This window comes from Salinigranum marinum (assembly GCF_024228675.1).
GTDB classification, from domain to species: Archaea; Halobacteriota; Halobacteria; order Halobacteriales; family Haloferacaceae; genus Salinigranum; species Salinigranum marinum.
This window is the reverse complement of record NZ_CP100461.1, coordinates 1010825-1030380: the sequence shown is the minus strand read 5'-3', so window position 1 is coordinate 1030380 and position 19556 is coordinate 1010825. Positions and strand designations below refer to the sequence as shown.

At 68.8% G+C, this 19556-nt stretch carries 18 protein-coding genes; 12 read left to right on the top strand and 6 right to left on the bottom strand.

The window, feature by feature from the left end; genetic code table 11:
* Positions 1-85: 85 nt before the first annotated feature.
* Complete coding sequence (locus tag NKJ07_RS05010; protein ID WP_318569486.1) at positions 86-421, top strand: hypothetical protein; 336 nt, start codon at positions 86-88, stop codon at positions 419-421.
* 3 nt (positions 422-424) lie between these two features.
* Here the strand turns inward: NKJ07_RS05010 and NKJ07_RS05005 are convergent, their stop codons facing one another.
* The 3 genes from NKJ07_RS05005 to malQ all read right to left on the bottom strand — a co-directional run bounded on the left by NKJ07_RS05005 (position 425) and on the right by malQ (position 3398).
* The gene (locus NKJ07_RS05005; RefSeq protein WP_318569485.1) at positions 425-1378 is read right to left on the bottom strand and encodes a mechanosensitive ion channel family protein; all 954 of its coding nucleotides are present in this window, start codon (positions 1376-1378) and stop codon (positions 425-427) included.
* A 209-nt stretch (positions 1379-1587) separates the two neighbouring features.
* The gene (locus tag NKJ07_RS05000) at positions 1588-1716 is read right to left on the bottom strand and encodes a hypothetical protein (protein WP_318569484.1); all 129 of its coding nucleotides are present in this window, start codon (positions 1714-1716) and stop codon (positions 1588-1590) included.
* Positions 1717-1931: 215 nt separating this feature from the next.
* Complete coding sequence (gene malQ, locus NKJ07_RS04995; protein ID WP_318569483.1) at positions 1932-3398, bottom strand: 4-alpha-glucanotransferase; 1467 nt, start codon at positions 3396-3398, stop codon at positions 1932-1934.
* A 145-nt stretch (positions 3399-3543) separates the two neighbouring features.
* Here malQ and NKJ07_RS04990 point away from each other — a divergent pair, with 145 nt between their 5' ends.
* Complete coding sequence (locus tag NKJ07_RS04990; RefSeq protein WP_318569482.1) at positions 3544-5097, top strand: ATPase domain-containing protein; 1554 nt, start codon at positions 3544-3546, stop codon at positions 5095-5097.
* A gap of 83 nt (positions 5098-5180) precedes the next feature.
* Positions 5181-6548, top strand: coding sequence for an ATP-binding response regulator (locus tag NKJ07_RS04985; protein WP_318569481.1), 1368 nt, complete (start codon positions 5181-5183; stop codon positions 6546-6548).
* Positions 6549-6591: 43 nt separating this feature from the next.
* Here the strand turns inward: NKJ07_RS04985 and NKJ07_RS04980 are convergent, their stop codons facing one another.
* Positions 6592-7008, bottom strand: a complete 417-nt coding sequence (locus NKJ07_RS04980; RefSeq protein ID WP_318569480.1) for a VanZ family protein — start codon at positions 7006-7008, stop codon at positions 6592-6594.
* Positions 7009-7200: 192 nt separating this feature from the next.
* Between NKJ07_RS04980 and thrS the strand changes: the two genes are divergently transcribed.
* From thrS to NKJ07_RS04955, 5 genes are all read left to right on the top strand, one after another.
* Entirely contained in the window at positions 7201-9123 is a 1923-nt protein-coding gene (thrS, locus tag NKJ07_RS04975; RefSeq protein WP_318569479.1) for a threonine--tRNA ligase, read from the top strand.
* Positions 9124-9168: 45 nt separating this feature from the next.
* Positions 9169-10170, top strand: coding sequence for a thymidylate synthase (gene thyA, locus NKJ07_RS04970; protein ID WP_318569478.1), 1002 nt, complete (start codon positions 9169-9171; stop codon positions 10168-10170).
* 1 nt (position 10171) lies between these two features.
* On the top strand, positions 10172-10690 hold the full coding sequence (locus NKJ07_RS04965; RefSeq protein WP_318569477.1) for a dihydrofolate reductase: 519 nt from the start codon (positions 10172-10174) through the stop codon (positions 10688-10690).
* Between the two features lie 53 nt (positions 10691-10743).
* Positions 10744-12180, top strand: coding sequence for a hypothetical protein (locus NKJ07_RS04960; protein WP_318569476.1), 1437 nt, complete (start codon positions 10744-10746; stop codon positions 12178-12180).
* A gap of 80 nt (positions 12181-12260) precedes the next feature.
* A complete protein-coding gene (locus tag NKJ07_RS04955) occupies positions 12261-14648 on the top strand; it encodes a bacterio-opsin activator domain-containing protein (RefSeq protein WP_318569475.1) in 2388 nt (795 codons plus the stop codon).
* Between the two features lie 15 nt (positions 14649-14663).
* Here the strand turns inward: NKJ07_RS04955 and sufB are convergent, their stop codons facing one another.
* Entirely contained in the window at positions 14664-16097 is a 1434-nt protein-coding gene (gene sufB, locus NKJ07_RS04950) for a Fe-S cluster assembly protein SufB (protein WP_318569474.1), read from the bottom strand.
* Between the two features lie 173 nt (positions 16098-16270).
* Between sufB and NKJ07_RS04945 the strand changes: the two genes are divergently transcribed.
* The 3 genes from NKJ07_RS04945 (at position 16271) to NKJ07_RS04935 (ending at position 18213) form a co-directional block, all read left to right on the top strand.
* The gene (locus NKJ07_RS04945; protein ID WP_318569473.1) at positions 16271-16462 is read left to right on the top strand and encodes an HVO_2922 family protein; all 192 of its coding nucleotides are present in this window, start codon (positions 16271-16273) and stop codon (positions 16460-16462) included.
* 186 nt (positions 16463-16648) lie between these two features.
* Positions 16649-17380, top strand: a complete 732-nt coding sequence (gene psmA / locus NKJ07_RS04940) for an archaeal proteasome endopeptidase complex subunit alpha (RefSeq protein ID WP_318569472.1) — start codon at positions 16649-16651, stop codon at positions 17378-17380.
* Entirely contained in the window at positions 17377-18213 is an 837-nt protein-coding gene (locus NKJ07_RS04935; protein ID WP_318569471.1) for an MOSC domain-containing protein, read from the top strand. Before psmA ends, NKJ07_RS04935 begins: the two co-directional genes overlap by 4 nt.
* Before the next feature lie 63 nt (positions 18214-18276).
* On the opposite strand, the gene NKJ07_RS04930 is transcribed toward NKJ07_RS04935, so the two are convergent.
* Entirely contained in the window at positions 18277-19008 is a 732-nt protein-coding gene (locus NKJ07_RS04930; RefSeq protein ID WP_318569470.1) for an SDR family oxidoreductase, read from the bottom strand.
* A gap of 208 nt (positions 19009-19216) precedes the next feature.
* Here NKJ07_RS04930 and NKJ07_RS04925 point away from each other — a divergent pair, with 208 nt between their 5' ends.
* On the top strand, positions 19217-19438 hold the full coding sequence (locus tag NKJ07_RS04925; protein ID WP_318569469.1) for a hypothetical protein: 222 nt from the start codon (positions 19217-19219) through the stop codon (positions 19436-19438).
* Positions 19439-19556 lie beyond the last annotated feature (118 nt).

Genomic DNA, 19556 nt, shown 5'->3' with positions numbered 1-19556 from the left:
GAGGTGAGCCCATGTCCGTCGAGACGGCACACGCGATGGCGGTCCGCGAGCGCGACCCGGGTGGTGACGAGCGTGGATCGGAGTCGTGCGGTCGCCGCCCGGGTGGTTCCGCCGCAGGGTCGACGCCGTCTGCCCGGAACTCGGGCTCTCGGCGGAGACGCGCGCGGCGCTCGACGACCGCCGGCGGGAGCTGCGGATGCAGGGACTCTGCGAGGCGGGCGCACACAACGCCGCGTGGGCCGAACTGGCTGTCGACGACCGCTACCGGGCGCGCTTGCGGAGCGGCTCGACAAAAGAGCAGGTCCCGGCCCTCGCCTCACGGGTGGGGCCGGTCGTGCTCGCGACCGATCGCCGGCCGGGGCTCCGGTGTCACCGTGAGGTCCTCGCCGCGACGCTCGACGCGCGGCGCGACGGCCCGTGACGCCTACCGGTTGCGGCTGACGGGGAACTTCACGCGGTCGGGATCGTCGTTGAACCGTTCGAGGATGCGTTCGTAGAGGACGTTTCTGGTTCGAGCGCCACGCCGCGGGTGGACGAGATAGCGGAGGCGGAGTTCGACCCAGGACTCGGTCTGGACGACGTTCACCGTGGGACGGTCCTGTACTTCGAGTTCGACGGCGGTCTCGTCGAGTCGCTTGCGGTAGGTGGCGATCTCGCGGGCCATCGCGTCGCCGAGGTAGTCGTCGGCGACCTCGATCATCGTCTCGCGGGCGAACGCGAGGTCGGTCTCGTACGCCACCTGGATGGAGAGTTCGTTCCAGACGTGGTGGACGAGCGCGCTGTAGTTGACGATCTGTGAGGAGAGCACGACGCTGTTCGGCACGGTGACGACCCGGCCGGAGGGCTGGTGGGTCGAGACGAGGTCGCCGTTGACCTCCCAGAGCGTCGTCACGAGGAAGTCGACCTCGATGACGTCGCCCTTCGACTCCTCGATCTTCACCCGGTCGCCGACGGCGTACGGCCGCTTCAGCATGATGTACACCCAGCCCAGGAGCGAAAGGAGGGGCTGCTGGAGGGCGAACGTGATCGCGAAGCCGACCACCCCGAGCGAGAGCAGGACGCCGACCCACTGCTCCGTGATGACGCCGAGCACGGAGACGAGCGCGCTCACTCCGAGGACCAGCCGGAGGACGTTCCGCACGTCGTGGACGCGCCGCTTCGTGAACCGGTCGGTGAGAACGCGGATCACGATGACGTAGACCCCGTAGAAGCCGAGTGCGGTCGCGGCGACGAGCAGCAGCTTCACCAGCACGACGTCGGTCGAGAGCGCCGTCGTGGGGAAGCGGTTGGGGAAGGGACGGGCGGCCTGTACGTAGCCGGCCACGAGCGCGAGGATCGCGGCGACGGCGAGCGAGGCGTAGCCCAGTCGACGGGTCACGGCGCGGAGGTCGGGGGCGCGGGTCAAAACAGTACCGACAGAGTCGATGGGGCTCTCGCGGTCCGCCCCGGGCGGAGGCGGTCGGCGACGACTGCGGAGAGGACCGGACCGTCACGGACACTCGTTCGTTCGCGGGGAACCCCGGACGGCGCCGACGGCCGAAGCGAGGCGATCACTCTCGAATCCGACATCGGTCCGAGGCGAACGAGTCAGACGACCATCTGGAGCGCTTGGCGGATGTGGAACCGGACTTCGGGTTCGGTCGATTCGGCTAACGCCCGCTCTAGCTGCTCTCTGACGGCCGTTCGTGGCGGGTCGATCGTGGCACTCGCGGTCATACTACGAGTGTGGTTCACACCGTATATAACCCTATGTTGCAGAGTATGATAACTGGTAACCAATTAACGTGGCCCGGGCGATGAGTTAACGAACGTCTGTCGTGAGTTCAAGAATTACTGGATTCGACGACAGTACGGCGCGTCACTGCAGGGAAGTGCCGGGGCGACCGACGACACGAAGAGTCGGCAGGGTGCGGTCCAGACGTCGGTGCGCCTCAGCGGATGTAGATGTCCGTGAGGCTCGCGAGTTCGTCGGCGACGTCGTCGGCGAACCCCTCGCGGGTGACCCGCCAGCGCCAGTTGCCTTCGGCCGTGCCGGGCGTGTTGAACCGGGCGTGTGAGTCGAGGCCGAGGAGGTCCTGCATCGTCGTGAACGCCAGGACCGCCTCGGAGTTCCAGACGGCTTCGATCACCGACCAGTGGATCTCCGAGCCGTCGACGCCGAGGTTGTAGTGGAGACACTCCCGCTGGCGCTCCCCGAGGTCCTCGTAGTAGCCGACGAGGGTGTCGGTGTCGTGCGTCGAGGTGTAGCCGACGACGTTGTCGGGGTAGTGCATCGGCTGGTACATGTGACCGGCCTGGCACCAGTCGGCGTACTGCGGGACGCGCATGCCGGGGAACTCGAACCGGTCGCGGAGTTCGACGAGGCCCTCGTCGAGGAAGCCGAGGTCCTCGACGACGAACGGGAGTTCGCCGAGTTCGCGCTCGACGGTCTCGAAGAAGTCGTGTCCGGGGGCGTCGACCCACTGGCCGTCGCCGGCCCACTCGGAATCGGCTGGAATGGCCCAGTACTCGTCAAACCCCTTGAAGTGGTCGATTCGGGTGACGTCGACGAGGTCGAACAGCCGGCGGAGGCGGGCGAGCCACCAGTCGTACCCCTGCTCCCGGAGGTGATCCCAGTCGTACAGCGGGTTGCCCCAGCGCTGGCCGTCGTCGTTCTGCGGTGGAACGCCCGCGACGACCGTCGGTTCGTTGTTCTCGTCGAGTCGGAAGGCGTCGGGCGCGGTCCAGACGTCGGCGCTGTCGAGCGCGACGTAGATGGGGAGGTCGCCGACGAGTCCGACGCCGCGGTCGTCGGCGTACTCGCGGAGGGCGTGCCACTGTCGGTCGAAGACGAACTGGACGAACTCGTGGTAGGCGATCTCCTCGGCGAGTTCGTCGCGGTAGCGGTCGAGGGCGTCGGGGTCACGCGTCTTCACTTCGTGCGGCCACGTCGTCCAGAGCGACCCCTCGAACTCGTGTTTGAGCGACATGAACAGGGCGTAGCCGTCCAGCCAGTGGGCCTCGCGGTCGCAGAACGCGCGGTAGTCGTCGCCGGGCTCGAACCGCTCGAACGCCGTCCGGAGGCGGTCGCGCTTGAACGACGCGACGCGGTCGTAGTCGACACTGTGTGCGTCGAACTCCTCGCCGGTGAGTTCCGCGTCGGTGAGCAGGCCGTCGTCGGCGAGGCGGTCGAGGCTCACGAGGAGCGGGTTCCCCGCGAACGCCGAGAAGGACTGGTACGGAGAGTTGCCGTGGGCTTGCGAGGTCGGCCCGAGCGGGCAGAACTGCCAGAGCGACTGGTTCGCACGGTCGAGGAAGTCGAGGAAGTCACGTGCGCCGCGTCCGAGGTCGCCGATGCCGTGCGGGCCGGGAAGTGACGTGACGTGCAAGAAGACGCCACCCTGCCGCTGGAATCTCATGTCACCGGGTGGATAGCGCGCGACATTAAGCGTGTGGGGTCGGGCCGCTGGACCGTCCGCGCTCGACACTCTCGCCGTCCGTACATTCTCCGTCGACTGAGAAACAGTATTACCCACTGGTGGAGTGCGAGTACGCAGAGACCCCATGGACACGGACCCACCTAGCGGTGGAGCCGAGCGTGCGGCCCCCGACAAGGGCGCGGCTCCGCATGGAAGCGAGCCCGGAGGCGGGGCGGAGCCGACGGCGGGCGGAGCCGACCGCCTCTCGACCGGCATCGACGGCCTGGATACGGTTCTCGACGGGGGCTTTCTCGCGGGCTATCACTACCTGGTTCGCGGGAGCCCGGGGGCCGGCAAGACCGTCCTCGGCTGGCACTTCCTCGTCGCCGAGGGGGGTGCGGACGCGCTCTACGTCGCGTTCGAAGAGCGCCCCGAGAAGATCAGGCGCAACGCCGCGTCGCTCGGAATCGATCTCGACGCCGTCACGATCTTGGATCTGAGCCCCGAGTCGCGGCTCTTCGCCGCCGGCGAGGGCTACGACGTCTTCACCACGGCGGCCGTCGAACACGAGTCGCTGACCGACCGGGTCCGAGGACGGATCGACGCCGAGGAGCCCCGGCGCGTGCTCCTCGACCCCGTGACACAGCTTCGGTATCTGTCGCCGGACGAGTACCAGTTCCGGCGCGAGTTGCTCTCGCTCATGGGGCTGCTGACGGACCGTGGCTCGACGGTGCTTTTCACCTCGCAGGCGTGTTCGGAGACCCCCGACGACGACCTCCAGTTCCTCGGCGACGGGGTGATCGAACTGTGCCGGCGAGGCGGCGGCCGACTGCTCCGCGTCCCGAAGTTCCGCGGGTCGGAGACGGCCGCGGGCGGCCACACCGTGACGGTGGGCCGGGGCGGGATGACCGTCTATCCGCGGGTGGTGGCCGAACGCGAGCGGCGGCCGTTCACCCGTCGGCTCGCCTCGTCGGGCGTTCCCGAACTCGACGAGCTCCTCCACGGCGGCGTCGAGCGGGAGACGACGACGCTCCTCAGCGGACCGACCGGCGTCGGGAAGACTACGGTCGGGTCGCTCTTTCTGAAGGAGGCGGCCAGCCGTGGACACCACTCGATCCTCTATCTCCTCGAAGAGAAACGCGGGACGTTCGTCGAGCGATGTCGGTCGATCAACGTCCCGGTCGCCGAGATGATCGACCGGGGATCGCTCGACGTCGTGGACGTGACGCCCGCCGTGATGACCGTCGGCGAGTTCCTCGGTCGGGTCCAGGCCGGCCTCACCGACGACACCCAGTTCGTGATGATCGACGGGATCCAGGGCTTCGCGAAGCTCGCGAACGGCTCGGCGGACCTCGAGGAACTGTCGGCGCTCACGAGCCTGCTGACGGCGCGCGGCGTCACCGTCGTGCTGACGGACGAGATGCCGAACGTCGTCGGGGAGTTCCGCCCCACGAAGTCCGGCGAGACGGCGATCGCGGACAACATCGTCCTCATGCGCTACGTCGAGTTCGGCGGCGAGATCCACCGGGCCATCGGCGTGTTGAAAAAGCGGACGAGCGACTTCGAGCGCCGCCTCCGGCAGTTCGAGATCACGGAGTACGGCGTCAGCGTCGGCGATCCACTCGAGGGACTCTCCGGCGTGCTCACCGGCGACCCACGCTGGGTCGGCACCGATCCCGAGCGTGAAGAGGTGCTGTGAGCGTGCGAGAGGCGTGGACGGCGTGTTCGCGCGTCCGAGGCGACCGGTGTCACTCGACGCCGGGCGGCCGTCGGAGGTAAGACGTGTGGGGCTCGCCCGGGCGGACGTGGCAGGCCGGGGACGCGGAACACGAACAGGCCTCGCCACCGCCGGTCGACGACTTCGCGCCCGTGTCGAGGGCCACGCCCGTCTCCCGGATCCTCCTACTCGTGGCCCACGACCGGAACCGGACCCTGCTCGCCGACTGGTTCGACGACAGTCCGAGATACGACGTCGTCGACGGGATCGCCGCACTCGGCGACGGGCCCGCGGGTGCGTCCGACGAGACAGCTCCCAACGGCTCGGGATCGGGCACGTCGGCTGCAAGATCGAACAGCGGCGTCCCCCCGGAGTGGCAGCGGTCCGACGGTGACGGCGGTGACAGCGACAGCGGGGACGCCGCCGGGCCCGGTAGGGACGCCGCCGAGCCCGGGAGCACGAAAATGATCACCGCACTCGGCGAGGCGACCGTCGATCTCTGTCTGGTCGACTTCGCCGCGCTCGGACGCTACGGGGCGCAGTTGGAGCGACGCATCGAACGGGACCGTCCACTCCCGCTTCCGTGCCTGCTGCTCGCGTCCGAAGCCGCCGGACGCCGGTTCTTCGCGGCGGAGCAGGGGCACGAACGGAGTCACCTCGTCGACGACGTCATCACGACGCCGGTCGAACCGGCGCTGCTCGACCGGCGCGTCCGGGCCTACCTCGGTCTCAGACGGCAGGCGTCCGAACTCGACCGCCGCCACGAGCAGCTCTCGTTGCTCGCGCAGGTGCTCAGACACGACATCGCGAACGCCGCGACGGTCGTCACCGGGTGGGGAGAGGTGCTCCGCGGGGAGGTCTCCCCCGACGGGGTCGAGGCACTCGAACGCGTGCTCCGCGGCGGCCAGCGGATCACGGAACTCGTCGAGAACAGCCGCGATCTCACGAAGCTGATCGAGGCGGGCCACGACCTCGAAACGGAGGCGCTGGCGCTGGGACCGATCCTCCGGACGGAGGTCGACGCCATCGAGCGGGCCCACGCGTCGACGACACAACGGGTGACGGTCGATCTCGACGCGCCGCCGTCGACGGTCGAGGTGGTCGCCGGCGGGATGCTGCCCTCGGTGTTCGCGAACCTGCTCTCGAACGCGGTCCGCCACGGCGACACCGAGACGGTCGAGATCAGCGTCGCGGTCGAGAGCGGTCCCAGCGAGGTCGTCGTCCGCGTGACCGACAACGGCCCGGGCATCCCCGACGAGCAGAAAGAGCGCGTCTTCGAGCCGGCCACGAAGCGCGGCGACAGCCCCGGCGACGGGCTGGGGCTCTCGCTCGTCAGACGGCTCGTCGAGTCGTACGGCGGCCGGGTCTGGTTCGAGGACGCCGGCGGCGGGGCCGTCGCGTGCGTCGCGCTCCGCCGCGTCGACGCCCGATGAGCGCCCGACTGCGCGTTCGTGGGGCTTCGACGGGGGCGACGCGCTACGACTCCGCCGACGGGAAGCGAGCGCGCCGGCGCGCGAGGAGCCACCAGCCGGCGACGCCGACCGCGGCACCGATGGCGTTCGCTACGGCGTCGGCCCCGGAGGCGGTCCGCCCGGGGACAAACGACTGGGCCACCTCGACGCCGGCTCCGAAGACGGCGACGGCGACCACCACGGCGACCAGCGCGGGCACGCGGCGGCCCCAGCCACGCGTCGCGGCCGCGAGCCCCGCGACGACTGCGTAGCTGGCGGCGTGAACCCACTTATCCGCCCCGACCCCCAGCGGGGCGACGACTGATGCCTCGCTTGCGGTCGTCGGGGCGGGGAGGAGCGAGCCGACGAGGACGACGGCGGCCGCCACGAGGACGACCGTCGCGCCGAGAGGACGACCGTCCCCGGCGGGGAAGACACGCATGGAGGCACAGAGGCGCTCGACGATATAAATCGTCGGCGTGTCGTGGTACTCGATCGCACGGGTCGTGACACGGAGCGACACTATTTCGCACGCAGACGGCCTCCCGGACGGCCTTCCGGCCGGCCTCGCGTACACGTCGGGGGCGCGTCGGTTCCAACAACACTTAATCTCCGGCCTCGTTTTCCACGACGTATGAGTGATATCGTGGTGACCCTCCCGGACGGTTCCGAACTGGAACTCGAGGAGGGATCGACGGTGCACGACGCCGCGTACGCCATCGGACCGGGGCTCGGCGACGACACCGTCGCGGGTGTGGTCGACGGCGACCTCGTCGACAGGGCCGATGAGTTACACGACGGCGCGCGGCTCGTCATCGTCACCGACCAGTCCGACGAGTACCTGCGGGTGCTCAGACACTCCGCCGCGCACGTCTTCGCCCAGGCGCTCCAGCGACTTCACCCCGAGGCGAAGCTGGCGATCGGGCCGCCGACGGACGACGGCTTCTACTACGACGTCGCGGGTGTCGATCTCGACGAGGACGACCTCCGGGAGATCGAAGCGGAGATGGCGGAGGTCGTCGACGCCGACTACCCGATCGAGCGCGTCGAACGCCCTCGGGAGGAGGCGCTCGCGCTCTACGAGGACAACCCGTACAAGCGCGAGATCCTCGACACCGAGGCGGCCGACGAGGACCCCCTCTCGTTTTACGTCCAGGACGACTGGCAGGACCTCTGTAAGGGTCCGCACGTCTCGTCGACGGGCGAGATCGGCGCGTTCACCCTGCTAAACATCTCCTCGGCGTACTGGCGCGGCGACGAGGACAACGAGCAACTCACGCGCGTCTACGGGACGGCGTTCGAGGCCGAGTCCGAACTCGAGGAGTTCCTCGCGATGCGCGAGGAGGCCAAAGAGCGCGACCACCGCAAGATCGGCCAGGAGCTCGACCTCTTCTCGATCGCCGAGGTGACGGGCCCCGGGCTCCCTCTCTATCATCCCAACGGGAAGCGGATCCTCAACGCGCTGTCGAACTACGCCGAGGAGCTGAACCTCGGTGCCGGCTACGACCCCGTCGAGACGCCCCACCTCTTTCGAACCGAGTTGTGGAAGCGCTCGGGCCACTACGACAACTACGTCGACGACATGTTCCTCCTCGACGTGAACGACGAGGAGTACGGGCTGAAGCCGATGAACTGCCCAGGGCACGCGACCATCTTCGCCCAGAAGAACTGGAGCTACCGCGACCTCCCCATCCGCTACTTCGAGGATGGTAAAGTGTACCGGAAGGAACAGCGGGGGGAACTCTCGGGGCTGTCGCGGGTGTGGGCCTTCACGATCGACGACGGCCACATCTTCTGTCGCCCCGACCAGATCGAAGACGAGATCAATCTCATCATCGACTCGATCCTCACCGTCTTCGATACGTTCGACCTCGACTACGAGGTGGCGCTGGCGACCCGGCCCGAGAAGTCGGTGGGCAGTGACGAGATCTGGGAGCACGCCGAGTCCCAGCTGGAGTCGGTGCTGAACGACCAGGGCATGGACTACAAGCTCGAAGCGGGCGACGGGGCCTTCTACGGCCCGAAGATCGACTTCGCGTTCGAGGACGCCCTGGGGAGAAACTGGGACGGGCCGACGGTCCAGCTCGACTTCAACATGCCCGACCGGTTCGATCTCTCCTACACCGGAGAGGACAACGAGGAGCACCAGCCGGTGATGATCCACCGCGCGCTGTACGGGAGCTACGAACGGTTCCTGATGGTCCTGACCGAGCACTTCAACGGAAAGTTCCCGTTCTGGCTCGCGCCCGAACAGGTCCGCATCCTGCCGATTAGCGACGATCAGATCGGCTACGCGAAGAAGCTCCGCCACGAACTCGGCGAGTTCCGCGTCGGCGTCGAGGACCGCTCGTGGACCCTCGGGCGGAAGATCCGCGAGGCCCAAGAGGACCGAGTCCCGTACATGCTCGTCGTCGGGAGCGACGAGGCCGAGGCCGGGACGATCTCCGTCCGGGACCGGAAAGAACGCGAACGACAGGACGTCTCGGTCGAGGCCTTCGGCGACCACCTCCGCGACGAGGAGGCCGAAAAGCGGCCCGAGCCGGACTTCCTCGCCTGAGGCTCCCGCCACGACACACACCCGACACACACGATCACGAACACGATGCAACAGTATCTCGATCTCGTCTCCGGCGTCCTCTCGTCGGGCACGTACAAACCCAACCGAACAGGTGTCGATACAATCGCCGGCTTCAGCCGGCACTACACCGTCGACCTCCGGGAGGGCTTTCCGCTCTTGACGACCAAGGACCTCTCGGGCTTTCGGTGGAACTCGCTCGTCCACGAGGTGCTGTGGTACCTCTCGGGGGAAGAACACGTCCGTGAGCTCCGGAAAGAGACGGGTATTTGGGACGCGTGGGCGGACGAGGAGGGCCGACTCGACACCGCCTACGGCCGCTTCTGGCGGCGGTTCCCGGTCCCCGACGACTCCCAGCGGCTGCCGGGGGAGTCCTGGCCCGACGACGCCCACCGGTGGGTTTCGAACGGCGAGTTCGACCAGCTCCAGTACGTCGTCGACAGCCTGAACGAGCGCCCCAACTCCCGCCGACTGGTCGTCAACGCGTGGCACCCCGCCAACGCCGCCGTCTCGACGCTCCCGCCGTGTCATTACACCTTCGTGTTCAACGTCCAGGGCGACCAGCTGAACTGCCACCTCACCCAGCGGTCGGGTGACATCGCCCTCGGGATCCCCTTCAACGTCGCCGCCTACGCGATGCTCACGCAGGCGGTCGCCGCGCAGACGGGGTTCGAGGTCGGCACGTTCGGCCACACGATCGTCGACGCGCACGTCTACTGCGGGGCGGGCGATCGGGGACGCTGGTACGGCGACAACCTCGACCGACTGCAGTCGCGGCTCGACGCGATCGACGCCCGCGAGGACTACCGAGCAGTCCGCGAGTGGGTCGAGGCCGAGGCACCGCCCGAGGCCGAAGGCGAAGCGCGGTACGATCACGTCCCCGGCCTGCTCGAACAGTGCGCGCGCGAGCCCCGGTCGCGGCCGGTTCTCGACATCGCCGACGAACCGCTCGACGACCTGACCGCCGACGACATCGTGCTCCGAGGGTACGACCCCGCACCGGGGATCCGCTTCGCCGTGGCCGAGTGAGATGAGCGACGCAACCGACACACGGGTCACGTTCGTCCTCGTCGCGGCCGTCGCCGAAAACCGCGTCATCGGTCGGGGGGGAGAGATGCCCTGGCACCTCCCGGCCGACCTCCGACACTTCAAGGAGACGACGACCGGCCACCCGGTGGTGATGGGCCGACGGACGTACGACTCCATCGCGGCACAGCTCGACGGCCCCCTCCCCGAGCGCCACAGCGTCGTCCTCTCGTCGCGCGACCTCGACCTCCCCGAGGGGGCGACGGTCGTCGACTCCGTCGACGCGGCGCGTCGCGCGGCCGGACGCGCCGCCGCGCGCATGGGCGTCGACACGGTGTACGTCGTCGGCGGGGAGACGGTGTACGAGCAGTTCCTCCCGCTCGCCGACGGGCTGGTGCTCACCGAACTCCACGACGCGTACGAGGGTGACACCGTCTTTCCGGTGTACGACCCCGGCGAGTGGATCGAGGTCGACCGCGACCCACACGACGGGTTCGACTTCGTCAGCTACGAGCGCGCCTGATCGCGCGCGTGCACCGCCGAAACGTTTGATTCGCTCCCCCGACAACCAGTGGCATGGCCCTTGTCTCCCCCGCGGCGGTCCGGCGCCAGCTGCGCCGCCTCTCCGACGCGCGGTTCGTCGCGTTCGTCGACGCGCTCTGGGCCGCCCGCGGGGTCGAGACGGCGGTTCGTGGGGACCGTACCGTCGAGGCACGGCACGACGGGCGCGTCGAGACGCTCAGAGCCGTCACCGGGCGGCGGGCCCCGTCCGACGCGGCCGACACGGACGTACTGGTGCTCTCGCGGCCGGCGTCGGAAGTGCGAGGAGTCGACGAACACCCCGGCAGAGTCGTCGACGCGGACGACCTCCACGCGATGCTGTTGTACGCCGTGTCGCGGTCGGCGGCCGACGACCTCTGCCGGCGGTTCTTCGACTGGCCGCTGTCGGCCGCGGGCCCCCCCGACCGATCGATCGCGGTCCGCGTGCCCGAGTCCTCGGCGCCGCTCGTCGTGGGGCTGCTCGGGATCGTCCTGATCGTCGCCGGTGTCTTCGGCGGCTCGGCGGTCTACACCGACGACGCGGCGGTGTTCGGGGCTCCCGACTCGGCCGGGAGCGACGCGAGCGACGTGGTCGAGACGGCCGACCCGCCGACGACCCGAACGCCGCTCGGGACCGAGTCAGCCTCGTTCGAGTCCACGACGTTCCCCCCGGGGATCGGCCCGGGCGGCGTCGACGACGAGGCGATCCTCGCGGACAGCCACGCCGCGGCGGTGACGGGGCGATCGTACCGGCTGACGATCACCCACCGCGAGTACGTCAGCGGCCGACCGAACGCCTACCGCCGCGAGACGGTGTTCGTCGCCTCGCCGACCGAGTACCGCACCGAACTGGACGGGGCCGGCGAACTCCGCCGTCCCGACCTCGTCGTCTCGGGCGTCGAAGCGTTCGCCGACGGCGGGACCCGGTACGAACGCCGCGTCGTCGCCGGCGAGGTCGAGCCGGCGGGCACGGTCGACGTGACGCCGGTCCGCGGCATCCGCAGTGACGAGGGACGGTACGCCGACCGCGTGGAACGGTACGTCGAGTGGTATCTCTCGGTCTCGGAGTCGGCGATCATCGACAGCTTCGAGCGCGGCGGCACCAGCTACTACTGGATCCGCCTCGGGAGCGACCCCTACCCGGGCGTGGCGAACTCCACGGGGAGCGCGGTCGTCGACGAGGACGGCGTCGTCCACGAGATCAGACGACGGTACGACCACCCCGACGAGGGGAACGTTTCGGCCGTCGTGACGATCCGCTACACCGACTTCGGGACGACCACGGTACAGCCGCCTGCGTGGCACGACGCTAGCCCCGCGGGGACGGAGAGCGACCCCCCGACGAGCGCCGACAACGAGACCACGACGCCACAACCGACCGTGGCGCCGCAACCGACCGTCACGACCGCCACCCCACAGCCGACCGTCACGACCGCCACCGCGACGACAACAGGTCGCCGTACCGACGAGTAACGGTGTTCTCGGCGGTTCCGGTCGTCGGTACCGACACACTTCGGTGGAAGACGTATCCCCATCGGCGGCGAACGGGGAGCATGACCTCGCCCTCCGGTCCGGGCACAGACCCCGGGTCGTTCCCCGAGGCCTCCGTGTACCGACTCGCGATGGAGTCGCTCCCCGACACCGCGTTCGTGGCGACGCGCGACGGGAGCGTCCGGTGGGTGTCGCCGAACGTCGCCGAACTCCTCGGGCGGGACGCGGCGACCGTCTGCGAGACGGAGACCGTCGCGTCGCTGTTCGGTCCCGAACTGGTCGCCCCGCTCGCCCCGAGCGAGGAACGCCTCGACGACCACCCCGCGGTCGTCACCGACGCCGACGGCGTCGAGCGTCACCTGCTCGTGACGGTGCGGCGACTGACGCCCGGACGCGACACCGCCGATCGCGCCGAGCCGGCGGACGCGAGCGCGGCCGACGGCGAGAGCGGGGATGAAGACGAGCGGGGACGAGCGGCGCTGTTGTACGCCTGCCGCGACGTCACCGAGGTCGAGCGGCTGGAGCGCGAACTCGACGAAATGCTCGACCGGATCACGGACGGCTTCATCGAGCTCGACACCGAGTTCAGGATCAGTTCTGCCAACGACCACGCGGTCGAGATGTTCGGCACCCCCCGATCGGAGCTCGTCGGCAGTCGGCTCTGGGACTTTTCGCCTGCCCCCGAGTCGACTGAGTCGTTCTCCGCCTTCCCGGAGGCGCTCCAGACTGGGGAGCCGGTGTCGTACGAGACGTACTTCGAGCCGCAGGACCGCTGGTACGAGGCGCGTGCGTACCCCTCGGAGACCGGACTCTCCGTGTACTTCCGCGACATCTCGGCGCGCGTCGAGCGCAAGCGATCGCACGCGGAAATCGAGTCGCGGTTCCGCGCGCTGTTCGAGGGGACGCTCGACGCGCTCGTGCTCGCCGACGACGACGGGCGGTATCTCGACGTCAACCCCGCGGCCTGTGAGCTGTACGGGCTCCCCCGTGAGGAACTCCTCGGCAAGACGGCGGGGGATTTCGCCCCCCAGGAGTTCGACTTCGACGCGGCGTGGGATGCCTTCCTCGACGTCGGATCGATGCGCGGGGAGTTCGAACTCGTCCGACCGGACGGAGAGGTGCGGATCACGGATTTCTCGGCGCAGGCGAACATCCGGCCGGGGGAGCATCTCTCGATCCTCCGCGACATCACAGAGCGCGTCGAGCGGGAGCGTCAGCTCGAGATTCAGCGGGACGAACTCGCGCATCTGGCGCACATCAACCGCCTCGTCCGAGAGGTGAATCGAGCGATCGTCGGCGCGGACACCCGGACAGAGGTGCTCTCGGACGTCTGCCAGCGGCTCGTCGCCGCCGACGTCTACCGTCACGCGATCGTCGCCACCGAGACGACCGGCGGGCGGTTCGAGGTCACCGCGGCGGCCGGGCTTTCGGCGACCGCGGCCACCACGGTCGTCGGGACGTTCGAACGGGAACTCATCACCGCCGCCCGGCGCGTGACGTCAGTCGTCGCCCCGCCGCCGGAGGACCTGCGGGACGCTCAGTCCGAACACGAGGGCGTCGACGTCGGCGTCTTCGGCTGTTTCCCCCTGGCGTACGCCGGGATGGTCCACGGCGTGTTGCTCGTCGGTGCGGACCGGACCGACGGGTCGCCGGTGCTCGTCGGCGGCGAACAGCATATCCTCGACGACCTCGGCGAGACGGTCGGGAAGGCGATCACGGCCGTGACGGCCCGTCGGCTCCTCCACGTCGACGAGGTGGTCTCGCTGGAGTTCACTGTCGGCGACGCCGACGACGTGTTCAACGAACTGAGCCGGGCGCTCTCGGCGACGGTGACCGTGACGACGCTCGTCCCGCTGTCCGACGGGCGACACACCTGTTATCTCACCGTGACGGAGCCGGACGACGAGCGCGACGACTGGGATCACGACGAGGTTCGGCGGACCGTCGAGGCCGTCGACGCCGTCGACGGCTGTCGGGTCGTCTCGACGAACGACGCGCTCCGGCTGGAGGTGCGCGTCGCGGACAGTTCGCCCGCGCTCGTCCTCGAACGACAGGGCACTCACGTCCGCACGCTGTCGTCGGCCGACGGCAAGGGGCGGCTCGTTGTCGAACTGCCGACGGAGTCGGACGTGCGACGGCTCGTCGCCAGGGTGAGCGACGACTACCCCGAGACGACGCTCGTCCGCAAACTGCAGGAACGCCGGTCGGGCGGGACGAACGGAGCCATCGGCGATCGGGTCGCCGACGCCGGCGGCGACACGGCCCGCCCGCTCACCGAGAAACAGCTCGCCGCGCTCCGGGCGGCCCGGGCGGGCGGTTACTACGACTGGCCGCGCCGCGGGAGTACGGCACAGGAACTCGCCGAGGCGCTCGGCGTGGCCCCCGCCACCTACCACCAGCACCTCCGTGCGGCCGAAGGAAAGCTCGTCGACGCCTTCTTCGAGGGTTGACGTTGACCTGCGGAATCAGCCGAGGCTGCCTTCCATCTCCAGTTCCACCAGCCGATTGAGTTCGACCGCGTACTCGATCGGGAGCTCCCTCGTGATGGGCTCGATGAAGCCCGAGACGATCAGCTGCTTGGCGTCGTCGTCGCCCAGCCCGCGCGACTGGAGGTAGAAGACGTCTTCGTCGCCGATCTTGCCCACGGTGGCCTCGTGGGCCACGTCGACGCGCTCTTCCATGATCTCGATGTGGGGCATCGTATCCGAGAGCGAGTCGTTGTCGAACATCAGCGCGTCACACTCGACGGTGCACGACGAGTCGTGTGCGCCGTCGGCGATGCGGACCAGGCCCCGGTAGTTCGTACGGCCCCCCTCGCGTGCGATCGACTTCGAGACGATCGTCGACTTCGTCTCGGGAGCGTTGTGGTACACTTTCGCACCCGTGTCGATGTCCTGCCCGCGCGAGGCGAACGCGATTGTGATGTGGTTGTCCGAGGCACCGCGCCCGTTGAGGATCGTCGCCGGGTAGAGCATGGTGGCCTTCGAGCCCATCGAGCCCGAGATCCACTCCATCCGTCCGTTCTTCCCGACGATGGCGCGCTTGGTGTTGAGGTTGTACGTGTTCTTCGACCAATTCTGCACTGTCGAGTACTGGACGTGAGCGTCCTCCTTCACGAACACCTCCACGCAGCCGGAGTGAAGGTTGAACGCGGAGTACTTGGGCGCGGAACAACCCTCGATGTAGTGGACCTCGCTCCCCTCCTCGGCGACGATGAGCGTGTGCTCGAACTGGCCCATGCCCGCCGAGTTCATCCGGAAGTACGCCTGGATGGGCATGTCAAGGTGGACCCCCTCGGGGACGTAGACGAACGACCCGCCCGACCAGATCGCGCCGTGGAGGGCGGCGAACTTGTTGTCGGTGGGCGGGACGCACTTCGTCATGAAGTACTCCTCGACGAGTTCCGGGTGTTCCCTGACCGCCCTGTCCATGTCCATGAACACCACGCCGAGCGACTCCCACTCCTCGCGCATGTTCTGGTAGACGATCTCGGACTCGTACTGTGCGCCGACCCCCGAGAGCGCGTTCTTCTCTGCCTCGGGGATCCCCAGTTTGTCGAACGTGTCCTTGATGTCTTCCGGGAGGTCGTTCCAGTCGCGGACGCCGCCGCGGACCTCGACGTCGGGCCGGATGTACGGGACGATGGCGTCGACGTCGACGTCCGAGAGGTCGGGCTGGTTCGGCCACCCGGTAGGCATCGGCATGGCGTCGAACGTCCGCAGCGCGCGCAGGCGGCGCTGGAGCATCCACTCCGGTTCGCCCTTGTCCGCGGAGATGAGGCGCACCGTCTCCTCGGTCAGCCCCTTGTCGGCGACGAACGCCGCGCGCTGTTCCTTTCTGAACTCGAAGCGCGCCTGTGCGTCCGTCTCTTTGAAGTGTTCCTCCTTGCGGGTACTCATGCTCCCACTCGGTGCCGAGAGCTTATCACCTTATCTGGATTCGTGATTCGAGAGGAGATATACGAACGAACCGTGAACGTATCGTGAGCCAGAGCGCCGGCTGGGCCGCCGCGACCTCGCACCTCGGGGAGCGTGGCAGGAGGCCTTTTCAGCGTTCGTGTCGAACGGCGGGCATGAGCAAGGCGAGGTTCGAACTGTACGTCGACCGCGCCGGCGACCACCGCTGGCGGCTCGTCCACGACAACGGCAACGTGCTCGCCGACTGTGGCGAGGGGTACGCGTCTAGACAGAAGGCGCGGCAGGGGCTCGAGAGCGTCAAGCAGAACGCGCCGGACGCCGAGGTGACCGTCCTCGACGACGGCTGAGACGGTCTGTCGTCACCGTGTGCTGGTCGTCGCCGCCCCGGGAGGCGACAGCCGGCACTGACTGACGACAGGCCTCGTGCGGGGGGTGGCGGTCGTGAGGCTGGTGCAGGGATTAAACGCCGTCGGAGACGGGTACCGCCGCCGCCTCGGGAGCCTTTATCCGTGCGTAGGGCCGAAAGGATGGTAATGAAGCGCAACGACCAGCAGGCGTACGACCGGGGGACGTCGCTGTTCTCGCCGGACGGCCGGATCTACCAGGTCGAGTACGCGCGCGAGGCAGTCAAGCGTGGCGCACCCGCCGTCGGCGTTCGCGCGTCCGACGGGGTCGTTCTCGCCGCACAGACTCGGACGAGTTCGTCGCTCATGGAGACCGAGAGCGTCGAGAAGCTCCACAAACTCGACGACCGGATCGGGGCCGCCAGCGCCGGCCACGTCGCCGACGCCCGCCAGCTCGTCGACGACGCGCGACTGGAGTGTCAGACCAACCGCCTGCGCTACGGCGAACCGATCGGGCTGGAGACGCTCACCAAGGCGCTCACCGACGACATCCAAGAGAGCACGCAGTTCGGCGGCACCCGGCCGTACGGCGCGTCGCTGCTCATCGGCGGGATGGACGGCGACGAGGCGGGGCTGTTCGCGACCGACCCCTCCGGCACGCCCCAGGAGTGGAAGGCGGTCGCCATCGGCGGCTCCCGAGGCGAGATTCAGGAGTTCCTCGAAGACGAGTGGACGACCGAACTCTCCGTCGACGACGCCGTGACGCTCGCCATCGAGGCGTTGCTCACCGGCGTCGACTCCCTCGCTCCCGAGGAGGCCAGCGTCGCCGTCGTGACGAGCGAGGGTTACCGGCACCTCTCCGTCGAGGAGGTGGGCGACGTGCTCGCCGAACTCCAGCCCGACGACGCCGACAGCGAGTGACCGCCGACGGCGACCCACACCTCGCCCGCATCACCGTCTACCCGGTCAAGTCGCTCGACGGGCTCGAACGCGACCGCACCGGCTTCGCGGGTGAGGGGCTCGAACTCGACCGCGAGTACGCGCTCGTCGACGCCGACGGCGCGTACGTCAACGGCAAGCGCGAACGGGCGATCCACCGGCTCGACAGCGCGTTCGACCCCGATCGGCGAACGCTTCGGCTGTCGGCTCCCGATCGGACGGAACGGACGTTCGCGCTCGGTGCGGACGGGAACGAGGATGCAAACGCCGGCGACCGCGACGATATCACGGAGTGGCTCTCGGCGTACTTCGGCTACCCCGTCTCCCTCCGGCGGGACGACGCGGGCGGCTTCCCCGACGACACCGCGGCCGCGGGCCCGACCGTGGTCTCGACGGCGACGATCGAAGAGGTGGCCTCGTGGTTCCCGTCGATCACCGCCGAGGGGATGCGGCGACGGCTCCGTGCGAACCTCGAACTCGGCGGCGTGCCGGCGTTCTGGGAGGACCGGCTCTTCGCCGACCGCGACCACGTCGTCTCCTTCTCGATCGGCGGCGTCGAGTTCGCGGGCGTGAACCCGTGTCAGCGCTGCGTCGTCCCCTCCCGCGACCCCGACACCGGCGCGGAGACCGACGGTTTCCGCGAACGGTTCGTCGAGCGTCGCCGGGAGACGATGCCGCCGTGGAGCGGCGGGGACTGGTTCGACCACCAGTTCCGGCTGATGGTCAACACGTGCGTCGACGGTGACGCCGAAACCCGGGAACTGGTCGTCGGCGACCCGGTCACGGTCGGCGAGACGCGGGCCATCGACGGGTAGCGGTCGCGAGGCGTCGTCGGGCGGGCACAGATCAGATCAGCTCAGGGCGCAGATCAGCTCAGATTAGATCTCGCTGAACTTGTCGCGACGGTAGATGTCGAGTTCCTGGACCGTCGAGCCGTCCTGGCGCGCGGCGAAGAGGATGGCGTCTGCAACCTCCTCGGGTTCTGTGACCTCCCCGGCGTCGAACCGCTCTTCGAACGGGTCGCCGTCCTCGCTCCCGAACTCCGTGCGGACCTCGCTGGGGTTGACGACCGTGACGCCAACGCCCAACTCGCCCACCTGGGCGGCGACGCTGTGGGCGAAGCCGCGGAGCCACCACTTGCTCGCCGCGTACACCGGGTTGAAACCGCGGGGGTACTGACCGGCGAAACTCCCCACGAAGACGAGCGTGCCGTCGGCGTCGCGGAGGTGCGGAAGCGCCGCGCGCGTCGCGAAGAAGCAGCCGTCGACGTTAGTGTCCATCATCTGGCGGTACTGGTCGGTCGACAGCGACTCCACGTCCGACCCCCGTCCGAGGCCGGCGTTGTTCACGAGGACGTCGAGCGTGCCGAACGCGTCGACGGTCCGGTCGATCATCGTCGCCACCTGGCTCTCGTCGCGCACGTCGGTCGGCACGACGAGCGTCTCGACGTCGTACGCCGCGAGGTCGGCGGCGATCTCCTCGAGGCGGCCCGCGCGTCGGGCCGCCAGCGCGACCGACGCGCCCTCGCGGGCGAACGCGTGTGCCGTCGCCTCGCCGATACCCGAACTCGCGCCGGTCACCAGGACCGTTCGTGTCGATAGATCGTGCACATCACCGCCTCACGCGCGGGGTACTTCAGGTTCTCCCACGCGCGTCGCATATCATGAACGATCATTAAGATTGATGTGGGTTCGGGACGTTGGACGACTCACGATGACCGAGTCCGTATCGGGACGCGACTAGTTCTCGACCCCGGACGTGTGCCACTCCGGCCGATACGCACCGACTTCGACCGACCGACGACAACCCACCGAACACATGAGTTTCGAGCCGACCGACACCGGGATGAATCGCCCGACGACCGACGTTCAGCCCCTGGTCCCGATCTTGCCCGACAGGACCCCCGCGACCCGCGACGGACCGACACCATCGACGACGGACGCGGGGTGTGCGCCGCCGAGGCGAACCGACTACGCGACGCCGTACACGCGCCACAGGGAAGCGATCCTGCCGGGCGTCGCCCCCCGTCGCCGCGACTGAGCCGGCGTGGTGAGGACGCCCGGTGATTCGCGTGCGAGGAGTCCACCGCCGGTGCGTCAAACCGCCGCACGGTGGCGATGAAACGGAACTGTTTTACCTGTCTCAACGTATTTTTCAG